18 protein-coding genes are annotated in these 17,634 nt (G+C 52.1%); 7 read left to right on the forward strand and 11 right to left on the reverse strand.

Annotated elements, in window-relative coordinates; all coding sequences use genetic code 11:
- The first annotated feature begins 2 nt into the window (after positions 1-2).
- From arnD to arnF, 4 genes are read left to right on the forward strand one after another with little or no spacing between them, the layout of a single operon-like run.
- Positions 3-896, forward strand: a complete 894-nt coding sequence (arnD, locus tag A31E_RS11230; RefSeq protein ID WP_000598503.1) for a 4-deoxy-4-formamido-L-arabinose-phosphoundecaprenol deformylase — start codon at positions 3-5, stop codon at positions 894-896.
- Positions 893-2,545, forward strand: a complete 1,653-nt coding sequence (gene arnT / locus A31E_RS11225; RefSeq protein WP_016248998.1) for a lipid IV(A) 4-amino-4-deoxy-L-arabinosyltransferase — start codon at positions 893-895, stop codon at positions 2,543-2,545. The genes arnD and arnT overlap by 4 nt, the downstream gene beginning before the upstream one ends.
- Entirely contained in the window at positions 2,542-2,877 is a 336-nt protein-coding gene (gene arnE / locus A31E_RS11220; protein WP_000638004.1) for a 4-amino-4-deoxy-L-arabinose-phosphoundecaprenol flippase subunit ArnE, read from the forward strand. The genes arnT and arnE overlap by 4 nt, the downstream gene beginning before the upstream one ends.
- A complete protein-coding gene (gene arnF / locus A31E_RS11215) occupies positions 2,877-3,263 on the forward strand; it encodes a 4-amino-4-deoxy-L-arabinose-phosphoundecaprenol flippase subunit ArnF (protein ID WP_000523874.1) in 387 nt (128 codons plus the stop codon). The genes arnE and arnF overlap by 1 nt, the downstream gene beginning before the upstream one ends.
- On the opposite strand, the gene pmrD is transcribed toward arnF, so the two are convergent.
- The 9 genes from pmrD to A31E_RS11170 all read right to left on the reverse strand — a co-directional run bounded on the left by pmrD (position 3,257) and on the right by A31E_RS11170 (position 11,528).
- On the reverse strand, positions 3,257-3,523 hold the full coding sequence (pmrD, locus tag A31E_RS11210; RefSeq protein WP_010376827.1) for a signal transduction protein PmrD: 267 nt from the start codon (positions 3,521-3,523) through the stop codon (positions 3,257-3,259). The two genes, arnF and pmrD, sit on opposite strands and share 7 nt — an antisense overlap.
- A 109-nt stretch (positions 3,524-3,632) precedes the next feature.
- Positions 3,633-4,988, reverse strand: a complete 1,356-nt coding sequence (menE, locus tag A31E_RS11205) for an o-succinylbenzoate--CoA ligase (RefSeq protein ID WP_016248999.1) — start codon at positions 4,986-4,988, stop codon at positions 3,633-3,635.
- On the reverse strand, positions 4,985-5,947 hold the full coding sequence (gene menC, locus A31E_RS11200) for an o-succinylbenzoate synthase (protein ID WP_001255642.1): 963 nt from the start codon (positions 5,945-5,947) through the stop codon (positions 4,985-4,987). The genes menE and menC overlap by 4 nt, the downstream gene beginning before the upstream one ends.
- Entirely contained in the window at positions 5,947-6,804 is an 858-nt protein-coding gene (gene menB, locus A31E_RS11195) for a 1,4-dihydroxy-2-naphthoyl-CoA synthase (RefSeq protein ID WP_000640000.1), read from the reverse strand. The genes menC and menB overlap by 1 nt, the downstream gene beginning before the upstream one ends.
- A 14-nt stretch (positions 6,805-6,818) precedes the next feature.
- The gene (gene menH / locus A31E_RS11190; RefSeq protein ID WP_016249000.1) at positions 6,819-7,577 is read right to left on the reverse strand and encodes a 2-succinyl-6-hydroxy-2,4-cyclohexadiene-1-carboxylate synthase; all 759 of its coding nucleotides are present in this window, start codon (positions 7,575-7,577) and stop codon (positions 6,819-6,821) included.
- Entirely contained in the window at positions 7,574-9,244 is a 1,671-nt protein-coding gene (menD, locus tag A31E_RS11185) for a 2-succinyl-5-enolpyruvyl-6-hydroxy-3-cyclohexene-1-carboxylic-acid synthase (protein WP_016249001.1), read from the reverse strand. Before menD ends, menH begins: the two co-directional genes overlap by 4 nt.
- 88 nt (positions 9,245-9,332) lie before the next feature.
- Positions 9,333-10,628 carry an isochorismate synthase MenF gene (menF, locus tag A31E_RS11180; protein WP_001191451.1) on the reverse strand — a complete coding sequence of 432 codons (1,296 nt, stop codon included), beginning with the start codon at positions 10,626-10,628 and terminating at the stop codon, positions 9,333-9,335.
- Positions 10,629-10,706: 78 nt separating this feature from the next.
- Positions 10,707-11,012 carry a stress response protein ElaB gene (gene elaB / locus A31E_RS11175; RefSeq protein ID WP_016249002.1) on the reverse strand — a complete coding sequence of 102 codons (306 nt, stop codon included), beginning with the start codon at positions 11,010-11,012 and terminating at the stop codon, positions 10,707-10,709.
- A gap of 54 nt (positions 11,013-11,066) precedes the next feature.
- Positions 11,067-11,528, reverse strand: a complete 462-nt coding sequence (locus tag A31E_RS11170) for a GNAT family N-acetyltransferase (RefSeq protein WP_000568147.1) — start codon at positions 11,526-11,528, stop codon at positions 11,067-11,069.
- 64 nt (positions 11,529-11,592) lie between these two features.
- On the opposite strand from A31E_RS11170, the gene rbn reads away from it, so the two are divergent.
- The gene (rbn, locus tag A31E_RS11165; RefSeq protein WP_000420121.1) at positions 11,593-12,510 is read left to right on the forward strand and encodes a ribonuclease BN; all 918 of its coding nucleotides are present in this window, start codon (positions 11,593-11,595) and stop codon (positions 12,508-12,510) included.
- Positions 12,511-12,631: 121 nt separating this feature from the next.
- On the opposite strand, the gene A31E_RS11160 is transcribed toward rbn, so the two are convergent.
- A complete protein-coding gene (locus tag A31E_RS11160; protein WP_016249003.1) occupies positions 12,632-14,395 on the reverse strand; it encodes a vWA domain-containing protein in 1,764 nt (587 codons plus the stop codon).
- Between the two features lie 137 nt (positions 14,396-14,532).
- Between A31E_RS11160 and A31E_RS11155 the strand changes: the two genes are divergently transcribed.
- Positions 14,533-15,504: a M28 family metallopeptidase gene (locus A31E_RS11155; RefSeq protein WP_016249004.1), complete on the forward strand. Its 972-nt coding sequence runs from the start codon at positions 14,533-14,535 to the stop codon at positions 15,502-15,504.
- 101 nt (positions 15,505-15,605) lie between these two features.
- The gene (locus tag A31E_RS11150) at positions 15,606-16,109 is read left to right on the forward strand and encodes a YfbM family protein (RefSeq protein WP_000525379.1); all 504 of its coding nucleotides are present in this window, start codon (positions 15,606-15,608) and stop codon (positions 16,107-16,109) included.
- Positions 16,110-16,176: 67 nt separating this feature from the next.
- Here A31E_RS11150 and nuoN read toward each other — a convergent pair whose 3' ends face one another.
- Entirely contained in the window at positions 16,177-17,634 is a 1,458-nt protein-coding gene (gene nuoN / locus A31E_RS11145; protein WP_000156702.1) for an NADH-quinone oxidoreductase subunit NuoN, read from the reverse strand.

Below are 17,634 nucleotides of genomic sequence, written 5' to 3' on the forward strand. Positions count from 1 at the left end.
TCATGATCAAAGTGGGCTTACGCATTGATGTTGATACCTTTCGCGGCACCCGCGAAGGCGTGCCGCGTCTGCTGGAAATCTTGAGTCAGCATAATATTCAGGCCAGCATTTTTTTCAGCGTCGGCCCCGACAATATGGGCCGTCATCTCTGGCGGCTGGTGAAGCCGCAGTTTTTGATGAAGATGTTGCGATCAAACGCAGCGTCGCTTTATGGCTGGGATATTCTGCTGGCAGGCACTGCATGGCCAGGAAAAGAGATTGGCCACGCCAATGCCGACATCATTCGTGAAGCGGCTAAACACCACGAAGTTGGCCTGCACGCCTGGGATCACCACGCCTGGCAAGCCCATAGCGGTAGCTGGGATCGGCAAACGATGGTGAACGATATCGCGCGTGGTCTTCACACACTGGAAGAGATTATTGGCCAACCGATAACCTGTTCCGCCGCCGCTGGCTGGCGAGCCGATCAACAGGTGATTGAGGCAAAAGAAGCGTTCCATTTGCGCTACAACAGCGATTGTCGCGGAGTAATGCCGTTTCGTCCGTTGCTCGAATCAGGAAAACCGGGTACAGCACAAATCCCGGTGACGTTACCCACCTGGGATGAAGTCATTGGCCGGGATGTGAAAGCGGAAGATTTTAACGGCTGGCTGCTCAACCGCATCCTGCGAGAGAAAGGGACGCCAGTTTATACCATTCATGCAGAAGTCGAAGGCTGCACTTATCAGCATTATTTTGTCGATCTTCTGAAACGTGCCGCCTGTGCAGGTATTACGTTTTGCCCTTTAAGCGAGTTGTTATCAGAGACTTTGCCACTCGGGCAAGTTGTCCGCGGAAGTATTGCCGGACGTGAAGGCTGGCTCGGTTGCCAACAAGCTGCGGGAACTCGTCCATGAAATCTGTTCGCTATTACGCAGCATTCTTTGCGTTTATCACTGTCTATTATCTCTTGCCGATTAATTATCGTCTGCTCTGGCAACCCGATGAAACGCGTTATGCGGAAATCAGTCGGGAAATGCTGGCCTCCGGCGACTGGATTGTGCCCCATCTGTTAGGGCTACGCTATTTCGAAAAACCCATTGCCGGATACTGGATCAACAGTATTGGGCAATGGCTGTTTGGCGCGAATAACGTTGGTGTGCGGGCAGGCGTTATCTTTGCGACCCTGTTAACCGCCGCGCTGGTGGTCTGGTTTTCTCTGCGTTTATGGCACGATAAGCGTCTGGCACTACTCGCCGCAGTGGTTTATCTCTCGCTGTTTATTGTCTACGCCATCGGCACTTATGCGGTGCTCGACCCATTCATTGCATTCTGGCTGGTGGCGGGAATGTGCAGCTTCTGGCTGGCAATGGACGCGCAAACCTGGAAAGGCAAAAGCGCGGGATTTTTACTGCTGGGGTTAACCTGCGGCATGGGGGTGATGACTAAAGGTTTTCTCGCCCTCGCCGTACCGGTATTGAGCGTGCTGCCGTGGGTAGCCATGCAAAAACGCTGGAAAGATCTCCTTATTTACGGCGGACTGGCTGTTGCCAGTTGCGTACTGACTGTTCTTCCCTGGGGGCTGGCAATAGCACAACGGGAGCCTGACTTCTGGCATTACTTTTTCTGGGTTGAACATGTTCAACGCTTTGCGATGGATGATGCCCAACATAAAGCCCCGTTCTGGTACTACTTGCCTGTCATCATTGCCGGTAGTCTGCCGTGGCTGGGATTGCTCCCCGGCGCGCTGCGCGCAAGCTGGAAAAACCGTCGTCATTCCGCAACCGTCTATCTCTTGAGCTGGGCGGTGATGCCGCTGCTGTTTTTCTCTGTCGCCAAAGGTAAATTACCGACCTATATTCTCTCCTGCTTTGCGCCTCTGGCAATGCTGATGGTGCATTACGCTTTGCTGGCAGCAAAAAATAATCCTCTGGCGCTGCGGATTAATGGCTGGATTAACATCGCTTTTGGCGTCACTGGCATTATTGCCACGTTTGTTGTTTCGCCCTGGGGACCAATGGGCACGCCTGTCTGGCAGACTTTCGAAATCTATAAGGTCTTTTGTTCCTGGTCGATTTTTTCGCTGTGGGCATTTTTCGGTTGGTACACCTTAACGAATGTGGAAAAAAACTGGCCCTTTGCGGCGCTTTGTCCGTTGGGGCTGGCGTTGCTCGTGGGATTTGCGATCCCCGACAGAGTCATGGAAGGGAAACACCCGCAGTTTTTTGTTGAGATGACGCAAGAGTCACTCCAGCCGAGCCGCTATATTCTTACTGATAGCGTCGGTGTTGCCGCTGGTCTGGCATGGAGCCTGCAACGCGACGACATCATCATGTATCGCCAGACGGGTGAATTGAAATATGGTCTTAATTACCCGGATGCGAAAAGCAGATTTGTCAGCGGCGATGATTTTGCCAAATGGCTAAATCAGCATCGACAGGAGGGGATTATTACACTCGTGCTTTCGGTTGACCACGATGAGGATATCAACCGTCTCGCCATTCCACCTGCAGATGCCGTCGATCATCAGGGGCGTCTGGTGCTCATTCAGTATCGCCCCAAATGATCTGGCTGATTTTAGTCTTTGCCAGCCTGCTTAGCGTAGCCGGGCAACTCTGCCAGAAACAGGCAACTCGCTTTGTGGCGGTAAGTAAACGGCGCAAACATATTGCACTGTGGCTGACGCTGGCATTGGTGTGCCTCGGGCTGGCAATGGCACTCTGGCTACTGGTATTACAGAACGTGCCGGTAGGCATTGCCTACCCGATGTTGAGCCTGAATTTTGTCTGGGTGACGCTGGCAGCAATAAAACTGTGGCACGAACCGGTGTCTTTTCGCCACTGGTGTGGGGTGGCATTCATTATTGGCGGCATTGTGATCCTGGGGAGTACGGTGTAATGGGCCTGATGTGGGGATTATTCAGCGTCATTATTGCTTCCGCTGCACAATTAAGTCTGGGTTATGCGGCGAGTCATCTGCCGCCGATGACGCAATTATGGGATTTTATCGCAGCGCTTTTTGCTTTTGATTTCGGTGCCCGAATGCTGGTTGTCGGCCTGGTTGGTTATCTGATCTCCGTTTTTTGCTGGTATAAAGCGTTACATCAACTGGCACTCAGCAAAGCCTACGCCTTACTGAGTGTAAGTTATGTACTGGTATGGATTGCATCAATGATACTTCCCGGCTGGGAAGGAACTTTTTCGCTGAAGGCTATGCTGGGCGTAGCCTGTATTATGTGCGGATTAACGCTGATTTTCATGCCGATTGCAAAACAACGTTACTGATGTTTTTCACCAGATTTACACTGTCGTTCCCACTCATCAGGACTATAACTGCTTGCCGAGAGGACTTTCACCGTGTGCTGCTTTTCCCGGTTAATGCAATAAAGCGCATCCTGTAGAGGAGAAAGCAGGTCACCTGATTTAACGCTAAAGTCAGTTTGCACTTCAGCAATCATTCTTATCGTGCCGCCAGCATCACAAAGCTTCAGTATGTGTCTGTTATCTTGCTTATTACTGCACGATTTTTTGACCAGCCATTCCATTGCACCATCCTGTTTAATAAGAATTTTCACATTAATTTACAGATTAACAGATAAACTCTTTATCAACGGCAATGGAATAGCGGAAATGAGAGATGAAACTAATGATTTTTTAATCCTGACGTTGCACCCACTCTTTTAGCACCTGACGTGAAATTTTAATGCCGCCGTTTTTCAACTCTGGCGGCAGCATAAGCCAACGCACTGGTTGCTGAAAACGCGCCAGCTTGTCTTTCACCCATTCGCTAAGATCAACACTTTGCTGGTCATACTCCACAACGGCTACCGGTCGATGACCAAACTCCTTGTCTGCAACGGGAACGATAAATACCTGCAAAACCGCCGGATGCGCAGCAATAACCCGCTCCACCTCTTCAGGCTGAATACCTTCGCCGCCGCTAAAGAACAGGTTGTCTAAGCGCCCGACAATAGTCAGCTTGCCATTATGCAGCTCACCACGATCGCGGGTAGCGTACCAGCCTTCGTCATTGACCAGCGGCACCAGTTGTCCGTTCCGCCAGTAACCCTCCGCCATGCTGGCAGCCCGTAGCCATACTTCATCCTTGACGATTTTGACTTCCCGCCCCGGCAACGGAAAACCGACATCAGCCAGACCGTCGGCTTCTTTCGCACACACCGTAGAGGCGAACTCTGTCAGGCCATAGCCGCAAAAGCAACGAATGCCCTGCCCGCGTGCCTGCTCCGTCAGTTCGACCGGAATTGCCGCGCCGCCAAGCAACACCGCTTTCAGGGAAACCGAACTGCGATTTACCAGCAATCGCCAGAGCTGCGTCGGCACCAGCGAGGCGTGAGTACAGCCTGCCAGCATTTGTTCCAGCGGTTGTTTGTCGCGTACCGTCATCCGCGCGCCAGCGTATAACCAGCGCCACAAAATCCCCTGACCGGAAACATGAAACAGCGGCAAAGAGAGCAACCAGTCATCGTGCTCACCAAAGGGGATCAGCGATAACACACCTTGCGCACTGGCAAGGTGTGCCTGGCAGGTATGGACAGCGGCTTTCGGCAAACCGGTGGAACCAGAAGTTAAGGTCATGGAGCACAAACGCTGCGGCTGCCACGAGGCAACGTATGCGCCTTCTCCTACCTGAATTTGCAGCGAAGTTAACGCCGGAAACGTGTTTTCTCCTTCCGGCACCAACGCGAATTGCAGAGTAAGATTGGGCAACAATTCCTCAAGCAACGGTTGCGGAAGCTGTGGGTTTACGGGCAGAACTCGCGCCCCACATTGTAGTAGCGCCAGCCAGACGAGCAGCGTTTGCGGTGTATTCCATGCCCGCAACATCACCCCGCTGCCTGCAACCACACCCTGCGCCACAAAACCCGAAGCCAACTCATCGACGCGACTACAAAGCTCGCGCCAGTTGAGTTGCTCGTTATTGAGACGCAAGGCAATGGCTTCTCCCCGCACTTGCCGCCAGTGACGCCACGGCCAGTCAGAGAAGATCATAGCAGCCGCTCCAGTGCATCCACTTCCACTAACGGCAGCGGGCTACCCGGCCAGCGACGAACCTGCTGCGCCTGCATCAGATCCAGCGTATCCAGCCCCGGAATAGTGTCGGGCGTTAACCAGGCGGCAACCCGCGCCAGTTGCGTTAAACCTAAACTCGACTCGATGGAAGAACTGATCACCGCCGTCAACCCCAGCGCGTGGGCTGCCTGCACCTGTTCACGCACTTTCTCCAGGCTACCGGTTAGCGTGGGCTTGATAACCACAGCCCGAACCCCTTCTTCTGCCACAAAGGCAAAATCCGCCTCACGCAGACTTTCATCCCAGGCAATAGCGATGCCGGTTTCACGGGCAAACGCGCGCGAATCATCACGGGTTTTGCACGGTTCTTCAAGGAAGGCGATGCGGTCGCGGTAATCAGGGTTGACGTATTTCGCAAACTGCTGCCCCTTCAGCGGCGTCCAAGCGCGATTTGCGTCAAGACGCAAATGCAGATCCGGAACCGCTTCCAGCAACAGATTCACCACCATGCCGTCGCGCACCGCTTCGTACAATCCCACTTTGACCTTCGCCACTTTCTCACCAGGCATATCGGCAAGTTTGAGGATCAGGTCGTCGGGATCGCCATTACACAGCGGCGCTGCACGGTAATTGGCTGCCTGCGGCAACGCATCAGTAAGCTCCGCCAGCGCACAGCTCACACCAAAGGCGACGGAAGGCATCTGCGGTAGCTCGCAATCACCTGCCAGCCAGTTATTTACCCAGGAAAGCAGCACGCTCTGCGCTTCTTCCCAGGTTTCCTGACTGAAACCCGGCAGTGGGGAGATCTCTCCCCACCCTTCACGCTCGCCCTCACGCAGGCAAACGTACAGCCCGTCGCGGGTTTTTAACCGCCTGTCGCGCAGAACCACCCCCGCGTCCATGGGGATCTGCCAGCGGTATACCTGCGCGCTACGCATTACGGATTCCGTTTGAATTTGCTGAAATCAGGCTGACGTTTCTGGTTGAAAGCGTTACGACCTTCCTGACCTTCTTCCGTCATGTAGAACAGCATGGTGGCGTTACCTGCCAGCTCCTGCAGCCCCGCCTGACCATCACAGTCAGCATTCAGCGCGGCTTTCAGGCAGCGCAGTGCCATTGGGCTGTTTTGCAGCATTTCGCGACACCAGCGGACGGTTTCTTTTTCCAGATCCGCCAGCGGTACAACGGTGTTCACAAGGCCCATATCCAGCGCCTGTTTGGCGTCGTACTGACGGCACAGGAACCAGATTTCACGCGCTTTTTTCTGCCCGACAATGCGAGCCATATAAGAAGCGCCCCAGCCACCGTCGAAGGAACCAACTTTCGGACCAGTCTGACCGAAAATAGCGTTTTCAGCCGCAATGGTCAGGTCGCACATCATATGTAGAACATGACCGCCGCCGATGGAGTAACCTGCAACCATCGCGACAACCGGTTTCGGACAGGTACGGATCTGACGCTGGAAGTCCAGCACGTTCAGGTGATGTACGCCGGAGTCATCTTTATAGCCGCCGTAGTCGCCGCGCACTTTCTGATCGCCGCCAGAGCAGAATGCTTTATCGCCTGCGCCAGTCAGAATAATTACGCCGATGTTATCGTCATAACGCGCATCCGCCAGCGCCTGGATCATCTCTTTTACCGTCAGAGGACGGAAGGCATTGCGCACCTGCGGACGATTAATGGTGATTTTTGCGATACCGTCGGTGGATTTTTCATAACGAATGTCCTCGAAACCTTCGGAACAGTCGTGCCATTCAACCGGTGCGTAAAGCATTGCTTCATCAGGATAAATCATATTGTGTCCTTTAGTCAGAAACGCAAGATCTGCGCCAGACTTGCGATTACGCCAGCGGGATTTTCCCGGTGCGCGTTATGTCCGGCGCGAGGAATGACATGGCAGTCGGCAGCCAGTTCCGCTGCCAGAGCGCGGAATTTGCTGTCACGTTCACCACATAAATAATAAAACGTAAATGTGCGGGCGCTAAGGTTAGCACGTAAATCAGGCTGGACGGCGAGAGAAGTAGCCTCCAGCATGGCGGCAAGAGTTACACCGTTATTGTTGCTGCGCAGTGCCACCAGCTCCCGGCGTTGCTCATCGTTGAGCGAGGCAAAAACAGGCTGTTGATACCAGTCGGTAAATACCGCGGTTAACGGTTCTGAGCGAAAACGCTGCGCCCAGCGGTGATCGGAAAGCTGACGTTCTGCACGTTGTTCAGCACTTTGCAGCCCTGGATGCCCGCCTTCGACAATCACCCCACCAATCCCCGGCATCCCCTGACAAGCCGCCATCATCGCCACGCGTCCACCGAGGGAGTATCCCACCAGCCAGTAATTTAGTATGTTGTAACTAACAAGAGTGTTATGCAGCACATCGGTGACATCAGCAAAACCATCAACGCTGATAGCCATTGAACCGCCGTGTCCGGGGAGATCCACATACAATCGCGAGTAGTCCGTAAACGCCTCGCCCACTTCCTGCCATTCGCGGCAATCTCCGGAAAAACCGTGCAGAAAAACCAGCCAGGGTAAACCTGGCTTGCCGTGTTTTGCCTGCGCATGCAGGATCATAAATGGCTTACCTGCGCCAGCAACTGCTGGAGTGTTTGCGCACCATCAGTATCGTTAACGACCATTTCAATCACGGTGGTGGTCGGGGTGCGCCATGCGCCAGCCAGAGCCGATTCAAACTCATCCCAGTTTTGCGGGCGATGATATTTCAGTTCGAACATAGCGGCAGCGTGCTCAAAATGAACGTTCTGTGGCATTAAATAAAAACGCTCACGCTCGCTTTTTGGTGTGGGAAGTAGCGAGAAGATTTGCCCGCCGTTATTGTTCACCACAATTAATACCAGCGGCGCGGAAACCTGGCGCAGCAAGGCCAGCGCGTTCAGGTCGTAAAGCGCCGAGAGATCGCCAACAATCGCCAGTGTCGGTTTACCGCTCGCCCGCTGAACGCCAGCGGCGGTCGAGATCAGACCGTCAATACCGCTGGCTCCACGGTTGCTGTAAACCGGGTAACCTGCCGGAAGTTGTGAGAGTGCGTCGATCAAACGCACCACCAGGCTGTTACCGACAAACAGTTGCCCCTGTTCCGGTAGGTATTCGCTGATGCGGTGCGCCAGTTGCGCTTCGCCAAATGCATCGCGACGGGTAACAACTGCCTGCATCGCCTGTTCAGCCAGACGCGGGATCTCCACGCACCAGGGCGGACGTTTTTCAGCCGGATGCAACTCCAGCCAGTCGGTAATATTGGCAATCAGCCGACGTCCACGGTGATGCGCCGGGTCGAGTCGCCCTTCGATGTTATCAACAATCCAGTATTCTTCCGGTTCACAATTCGCCTGCCATTGCAGTAACCGTTTTCCGGTCAGGCTACTACCCACCTGGATCACAATCTGCGCCTGCTGTAACTCGCCAATCGCTTTAGCATTACCTAACCACAAGTCGGCACACGGCAGCGGTTGCCCGGTTTGCGACAGCACGTCGCCAATCAGCGGCCAGCCAAGAGTTTGCGCCCACTGGGCAACTTTTTTGCCCTCTTCCGCACTCATGCGCCCCGCAACCACCACGCCGCGCTTTTGCCGCCAGAAGAACCAGTCGCGCTGTTTTTCGCTCTCCAGCCGAGGGGCTTCACGCAGCCACGGTTTATCATCCTGCCACCAGTCGCCCAGGCGTTGTTGCCACGCCAGCCCCGTGTCGTCCATCTCGCCATACAGCGGTTCGGCAAACGGGCAGTTGATATGGACTCCCCCCGTATGCAGCGTACCTAAAGCGTGATCGATGGTGGAAACCAGCCAACGCGCAGGAATATCCTGGGTCGGGCGTGGTAGTGAAATGCTATGCGTGGGATGAGAAGCGAACATACCCGGCTGGCGAATCGCCTGATTCGCACCGCAATCAATCAGTTCCGGAGGACGATCGGCGGTTAACAGGATCAGTTTTTCTCCAGTTAGCCCAGCCTCAATCAGCGCCGGATAGAGATTCGCTACCGCCGTGCCGGAGGTCACAATCACCGCCACCGGCTGTTTGCTGACCTTCGCCAGCCCCAGCGCCAGATGTCCCAGCCCACGCTCATCAAAATGGGTGTGATGAATGAATGCGGAATTTTCCGCTGCCGCCAGAGTTAATGGCGTAGAACGAGAGCCAGGGGCGATGCAGACGTGTCTGACGCCGTGACGTGTTAATGCTTCCAGAATGACCGCCGCCCAGCGTCGGTTAAATGCGCTTACTGACATGAGTTTGTCCGGTATCAATATTGCGGCTAAGTATAGAGAGCTACAAAATTAGATTATTGATATGAATCGATAATGATGCGACTCATTACTATTCCATTTGTAATAAAGTCCGCAGTCCTGCCGCTTTGTTGTCGATTTCCTGCCACTCTTGCTCGGGATCTGAGCCACGGACAATACCTGCTCCGGCATACAGACGCACTACATTGTCACTGATTTTTGCCGAGCGCAGGGAAACGCAGAATTCACTTTGTTGTAGAGAAAGATAACCCGCAGAGCCAGCGTACCATTCACGGGTAAACGGTTCGTGTTGCGCGATAAACTGCCGCGCCAGATCGCGCGGTAAGCCTGCTACGGCTGCCGTTGGCTGCAACTGATGCAAGCAAACCTCGTCATCTGCTTTATTGAGTGAAGTCCAGATGCAGCGACGCAGATGTTGTACTTTTCGCAGGCGAAGTACCTGCGGCGGCAAAACATCCAGTGTCTGGGTATCAGACTGTAATCGCTGGCAGATATCTTCCACCACCAGCATGTTTTCACGTTGGTTTTTATCATCCGCCATCAGCCACTCGGCCAACCGCTGCGCCTGTTTATCGTCGGGGTGATTTGCCACCGTTCCGGCAAGGGCTTCAGTACGCAGCGCTTTGTCACGCCGCCGCCATAGTCGCTCAGGCGTTGAGCCGAGAAATGCGCTTTCGCCATCAAAGCCCATGTAGAAATGGTAACAGTTAAGATTCAGTCGGCGGCTGGCAGCCATCATTGCCGCCGCATTGACCGGACTTGCAAAATGCAGATCTGTCGCCCGCGCCAGTACGACTTTATCCAGCTCACCTTCCGCAATGGTGTCGGTCGCCAGTTTAATTAACCGCGTCCAGCCCGATTTGTCTGGCCAGTGGTTTTCTTGTGGAGTGGTTAAATGCAACGCGGGCAACGGTTTGGTATTCGCCAGTGTAGTAATGAATTCTTTTGCCTGATTTGCGTCATTCTGAAGGGACGTTTCGCTGAAAAGGGTCAGGCGAAAGCTCGCTTTTCCCGCACAGCGCCGCCATTCCAGACGCGGCAAAAGTAAATGACCTTGTGACGGGTCAAACGCATTCAGCCCCCAAATGCGTAAGTCGGGATGTTCCGGGTACTGACGAAGAAAACGTTGTGCCTGGTCCAACGACGTAAAGCTGGCAATCGCGCCCAGCACCGCGGCCTCTTCATCACCATTACGTTGTTGCCAGTAGAATTGCGGATACGTTTGCTGACTGGCCAACCAGCTTAAAGCATCAAAAGCGTCATTAAGGGGGAAAGGAACATCGAAAACCCGAATGCCGGGTGTCGCCGGAATCTCTTGCGACAAATGGCGCAGTAGATTTCCCAGCGCCGTAGTAAGTGATTGCACGCGGACCTCTCCCTGTTAAAAGCCTCACATTATACGGGGTACTGCACAAAAAATGCAGTACCCCAGTGTAGGGAGGTTTTAACGGCGTGCCAGCAACAGTCCTAATACCAGTCCAACGGCCGTGCCCACACCAATCCCCTGCCAGGGTTTTTCATGGACGTAGTCATCGGCACGATATACCGCCTGCTTCGCCCGATAGTAATAGCTGTCGGAAGCCTGACTTACCCTTTTTTTCACATCATCCAGCGCCTTTTCTGCCCGCGCCTTTAGCTCAACATATTTTTGATCGGCGGGATCGCCAGAGGAGCGTAGCACCTCTTCCAGTGTTTCACTCAGTAACGTCAGGTCGTCATCGATACGTGTATCACTAAATTGATTAGACATTCTCGTTCTCCATTTACGTAAAACCTGCCACTAACTATAGACAACTGTTATCAATCACGCCTGATTAACCTCGCGCGCCATCCCGATATGCGGAATACCATCTTCCTCATAAATATCGGTCACTGGGATGAAACCAAATTGCTCATAAAAGTTTTGTAAGTGCGCCTGCGCCCCCAGATAAATCGCCTTGTCCGGCCAGTGGCGCGTACATGATTCCAGCGCCTTGCTCATCAATTGCTGACCGATTTTTTCGCCGCGTAAGGCTTCGCTGACAATCACCCGACCAATCACCACCGGTTCGAGATCATCATCACTTTTCAGGATCCTCGCATACGCCACCAGTGTCCCGTGATGCCAGCCGAGAAGATGGCGATTTTCTCCTACCAGATCATCACCGTCGATATCCTGATAAGGGCAGTTTTGCTCCACCACAAATACCGCGCAGCGTAGTTGTAATAAGGCATAAAGCTGAGAAACAGATAAATCAGAATGATGCAGATCTTGCCAGTCGATCATGGAAGGCTCCTTTGTGCTGTTTGCTTTATACTAGCTGGAATATTTTCAGCAGCGTGATGAACTCATGGAATTAATTTTTTTAGGTACTTCAGCGGGGGTTCCGACCCGAACACGGAATGTCACGGCAATATTGCTTAATCTGCAACATCCAACGCGAGCCGGGCTTTGGTTATTTGACTGCGGTGAAGGTACACAACACCAGATGTTGCACACAGCATTTAACCCCGGAAAACTGGACAGGATTTTTATAAGCCATTTACATGGCGATCATCTTTTTGGCTTGCCCGGGTTGCTATGCAGTCGTTCCATGTCAGGCATTGTGCAACCCTTAACCATTTATGGTCCGCAAGGTATCCGTGAATTTGTTGAGACAGCGTTACGCATTAGTGGCTCGTGGACTGATTATCCACTGGAGATTATTGAAATTAGCGCAGGCGAAATTCTTGATGATGGCTTGCGTAAAGTGACAGCTTATCCGATGGAACATCCGCTGGAATGTTACGGCTATCGTATTGAGGAACATGATAAACCTGGCGCGCTGAACGCCCGGGCGTTAAAAGATGCCGGTGTACAACCCGGTCCGTTGTTTCAGGATTTGAAAAAAGGCAAAACAGTCACGCTGGAAGACGGTCGGCAGATTAACGGCGCTGATTATTTAGACGCGCCTACACCGGGTAAATCAATCGCCATTTTCGGTGATACCGGCCCTTGCGATGCCGCAATCGACCTTGCTAAAGGTGTCGACATAATGGTTCACGAAGCGACGCTGGATATGGCGATGGAGGCCAAAGCCAACAGTCGCGGCCACAGCTCCACACGCCAGGCGGCGGCACTGGCCCGTGAAGCTGGTGTCGGTAAACTAATCATTACCCATGTTAGTTCGCGCTATGATGATAAAGGCTGTCAGCACTTGTTACACGAATGTCGGTCGATTTTCCCGGCAACCGAACTGGCGAGCGATTTCGCGGTGTTTAGCATTTAAGTCGAAAGCGGTGGTTAGTTGGCAGATTAATTTAATGATGCCAACGCACTTATTTGACGTATTTTTCATCTGTTTGCCGAATACGCTTGATGTCGATATCCGGCAAACAGATTTATCATTTTTAGTTTTGTGAATTGTCCAGACCTTCCGCCAGCCCAATCAGGCGAATAAATTCCGCTCTGTAGCCTTGTTGATCCGGTCCTTTCGCTTGCCGCGCCCACTGTTCGATCTGCTGCCAGGATGTATTATTCAGGCATTCAGAACCGCGCAATTTTTGCCCAAACGCAGCGACTGCTGCGCGAAAACGCATATCTTCTGAAGGTGCGTTTATTGTGGGTGCCAACGGGAATTCAACTAACTGACTTTCTTTTCCCTGCGGGTATTTCCAACGAATCTTTAACCAGGCCAGTTCTTTCGCTTTATCTGATTTCGCTGATTTGTTATCCGGGGCATAGCGTAACTTATCAATTGATGCTTTTTGCCCATTCAGCGTTAATTCGAATAACAACGTTATATGTTTACCTGCGCCAATATCCCCCGCATCAACGTTGTCGTTATTAAAATCCTCCGCCCGAAGTTGGCGCTTTTCATAACCAATCTGACGGTATTCCGTTACCCACGCGGGATTAAACTCTATTTGCGCTTTGACATCTTTTGCTACGGTAATCAACGTCTGCCGCATTTCACTGTTCAACACTTTCTGCGCTTCAGAGAGAGTATCAATGTAGCTGTAGTTGCCGTTACCAACATCGGCAATTCGCACCATCATTGCCTCGTTGTAATTGTCATCCCCCACGCCAAGCGTCGAAAGAGTAACACCGGACTCCCGCTGTTTTTTGACCATTGATTCAATCGATTTTGGATCGTCAATACCAACGTTAAAGTCACCGTCAGTGGCCAATAAAATGCGATTGATGCCGCCCTTAATAAACCCCTTCGCCGCCTGCTGATAAGCCAGTTCCAGCCCGGCACCGCCATTGGTACTGCCTTCCGCATCCAGCGAATCAATCGCGGCATTAATTTCTGACTTGTGATTCCCTGAGGTAGAAGGCAACGCAATACGGGAGTCGCCAGCGTAGGTTACGATGGCAATGTTATCCTGCTCACGAAGTTCTTTGACCAATAATTTCAACGAAGACTGAATAAGTGGCAAACGTTCACTAGAAATCATTGAACCAGAAGTGTCGATAAGAAAGACCAGATTAGAAGCTGGTAACTCTTCACTTTTGCGATCTTTCGCCAGGATATCAACTTTCAGCAATGTTCGCTGCTCATTCCAGGGCGCAGATGCCAGTTCATAGCGCATAGCGAAAGGTATTGGCTTAGTGGCGGGAACAGGCTCTTTATTATTGCTTTTATCATTAATAACCCAGTCTGACGGAAAATAATTGACCATCTCCTCCACCCGCACAGAGTCTGGCGGAGGTAACAGCCCTTGATTGAGGAAACGCCGTACATTTGCATAGCTGCCGGTGTCGACGTCAAGGCTAAACGTCGCCAACGGGTTTTGCGCTACCTGCTTAACCGGATTATCATCGAACTGCTGGTAGCGAGCTGTTCCTGGATTTGCGATACGTGTAGCTTTTGCTTTAGCCGCTCTTTCAAATGTTGGCGCTTCCTGCAATCGCCCCTGCAAAGCCTGTTTGTCTGAGGATTGTTGCGCTTCATGCTGGGCTAAGGTTTTTGCTTTCGCATCTGCAGCGGCTTTAGCGGCGGCGGCTCTTTGCTCCGCCACTTTTGTTGCCGCTTGTTGCGCGGCAAGTACTTGCTGGTCTGTGGGTGTAGTAGATTGTTGTTGCTGACTTTCCTTATCATCAGATTCCGGCCCACATCCTGACAAAATCAAACTACTAATAAGCAACATGATTATATTTTTATTTCGCATATAAAATCCTTTTAAATAAACTCAGCTACCAGACATAAAATAGACTCTTTGTATAATCCGACCAATCTTAATAAAATACAATCCCGAAACCCATAACAAATAATAATTCAACAACAAAACCTATTAATAATTTGTATATGAAAAAAATAACCTTTCCCTTTTTTATATTGTTCTTGCTTTCACTTCCTCTAATTGTTTTTTATCAACCCTGGGTCAATGCATTACCGCCAACGCCCCGGCACGCAAGTCCCGAGCAATTAGAAAAAACAGTTCGTTACTTTACACAAACTGTGCATCCACGTAGTGCTGACAATATTGATAATCTGAATAGATCCGCAGAGTATATAAAAGAGGTCTTTGTCAGTAGCGGTGCCAGAGTTACCGTGCAGGACGTCCCCATTACTGGTGGCCCCTACAAAAACATTGTTGCTGATTACGGTCCTGCCGATGGATCGCTGATTATTATTGGGGCGCACTATGATTCCGCAACCAGTTATGAAAACGACCAATTAATCTATACGCCAGGCGCGGATGATAACGCCAGCGGCGTCGCCGGACTACTGGAGCTGGCACGTTTGTTACAGCAGCAAGCGCCGAAAACAGGCGTTCAACTAGTCGCCTATGCGTCGGAAGAACCGCCCTTCTTTCGTAGCGATGAAATGGGGAGCGCGGTACACGCCGCTTCGCTTGAGCGTCCGGTGAAATTAATGATAGCGCTGGAGATGATTGGTTATTACGACTCCGCATCCGGGAGTCAGGATTACCCTTACTCTGTCATGTCCTGGCTTTATCCCGACCGTGGTGATTTTATTGCAGTGGTTGGCAGAATGCAGGATATCAGCGCTGTGCGTCAGGTAAAATCTGCGTTGTTATCAGCAACAGAGTTGCCTGTTTATTCTATTAACGCACCGGGATTTATTCCCGGTATCGATTTCTCCGACCATCTCAATTACTGGCAGCAAGATATTCCTGCCATCATGATTACAGACACTGCGTTTTATCGAAATAAACAATATCACCAGTCTGGCGATACTGCAGACAGACTCAATTACCAGAAAATGGCGCAGGTAATTGATGGCGTTATTAGTTTGTTGCATAACAGTAAATAACAAAAATTTCTCGAGGCAGCTCCAGAAAAATGACTGCTGTAATTTTATTTTGTGGCATCTGATTTAAGATGCGAAAAATGAAATTCAACGGAGGAAAACAAATGGGAATGATTGGTTATTTTGCGGAAATTAATTCAGAAAAGGTTAACCAACTGCTTGAGTCTACTGAAAAACCTTTGATGGACAATATTCACGACACGCTTTCAGGTTTACGCCGACTGGATATTGATAAGCGCTGGGACTTTTTACATTTTGGCCTGACAGGTACCTCTGCTTTTGATCCCGCGAAGAATGACCCGCTAAGTCGTGCCGTGCTTGGTGAACACAGCCTCGAAGATGGCATAGATGGTTTCCTGGGATTGACCTGGAATCAGGAGTTAGCCGCGACAATCGACCGCCTGGAAGCTCTGGATCGAAGTGAGCTGCGTAAACAGTTTTCCATTAAGCGACTCAATGAAATGGAGATTTATCCGGGAGTGACCTTTTCAGAAGAGTTAGAGGGCCAACTCTTTGCGTCGATCATGCTTGATATGGAGAAGTTGATTAGCGCGTATCGACGTATGCTGCGACAAGGGAATCATGCGCTGACGGTTATTGTTGGGTGATGGTGTCAAAGGCGCCATAAAAAACCGCCGAACATGTCGGCGGCTTTCTGACTTACGAACTGACTGCTTACATCAGCGGCATTGCCAAACGTACAATGCTAATCAGCGGTTGCGGCCATACACCCAGCACCAGTACCAACAGTGCGGAGATCAGCACCACGATGCCGCCTGCCGTGTACTGCCAGTCTGACGGTGCATCACGGTTTGGCTGTTCTGAACCATGAAGGTACAGGCTCACCGCCACGCGCAGGTAGTAGTAGAGGCCGATTGCCGAACCGACAACCACAGCGCCCACCAGCCACCACAGGTGCGCCTGAACACCAACCGCCAGCACGTAGAACTTACCAATAAAGCCCAGCGTCATCGGGATACCGGCCAGTGACAGCATCATCACCGTCATCACCGCCGCGAGGATCGGACGATGCCAGAACAGTCCGCGGTAAGAGAACAGGGAATCAGCATCCGGGCCACGATACGGGCTGGACATCAGGCTGACCACACCGAACGCGCCGAGGCTGCTGAACAGATAACCGGCGAGGTAAACCCCTACCGCTTCCATCGACATCTCGCCGGTTTGCAGCGCAATCAGTGCCACCAGCAGATAACCGAGGTGAGAGATAGACGAGTAACCGAGCAGACGTTTGATATTGGTCTGGCTCAGCGCCATCAGGTTACCGAAGATGATGGAGGCAAAGGCGATAATCGCCAGCACCACGCGAATCGCTTCGCTGTCGCCCACCGGTGCGTAAAGGAACAGACGCATCACCACGCCGAAGATAGCGATTTTGCTCGCCGTCGCCAGGAAGGTGGAAACCGGCGCAGGCGCGCCCTGGTATACGTCTGGTGTCCACAGGTGGAACGGCACCAGAGAAAGTTTGAAGCCGAGGCCGACAATCATCAGGCCAAAACCCGCCAGTAACAGCGGCTCGTTGAGCATACCATCACCGAGGTTTTTACCCAGCGCGACGAACGACAGGTCGCCAGACTGCGCGTACACCAGCGCCATACCGAACAGCAAGAAAGAAGACGCTGCGGCAGAAAGAATGGTGTATTTGATACTGGCTTCCAGCGAACGTTTCTGGCGGAAAGCGTAACCGACCAGGCCAAACAACGGCAGAGAGATCAGTTCGATACCGAGGAACAGAGACGCCAGATGGTTGGCATTCGCCAGCAAGATCCCACCCAAGGCGGCAATTAACACCAACAGGTAGAACTCGTCCTTATTGTCGTTATAACCTTCAAGCCACGGGTAGGCAAAAGTACAGGTGGCGAGGCTCGCCAGCAGTACCAGCCCGGTGTAGAGCATGGCGAAACCATCAACGCGCATCAGCGGCGTGACGTCCATAGCGCCCGCCTGGCCAACAAACCAGAGCGAAACCAGCGCCGCGTTAAGCCCAATGACCGACAGCGTGGCGTTGAGGAAGTGATTGCGTCGCCACGCAATGGAGAGCATCACAACCACCACCGTCAAGCCGACGATCAGCAACGGTAGCAGTGCGATCAGGTTTTGTGGAGTTATTGTCAT

The sequence above is a fragment of the Escherichia sp. KTE159 genome (assembly GCF_000408805.1).
In the GTDB taxonomy this organism is placed as follows: Bacteria; Pseudomonadota; Gammaproteobacteria; order Enterobacterales; family Enterobacteriaceae; genus Escherichia; species Escherichia marmotae.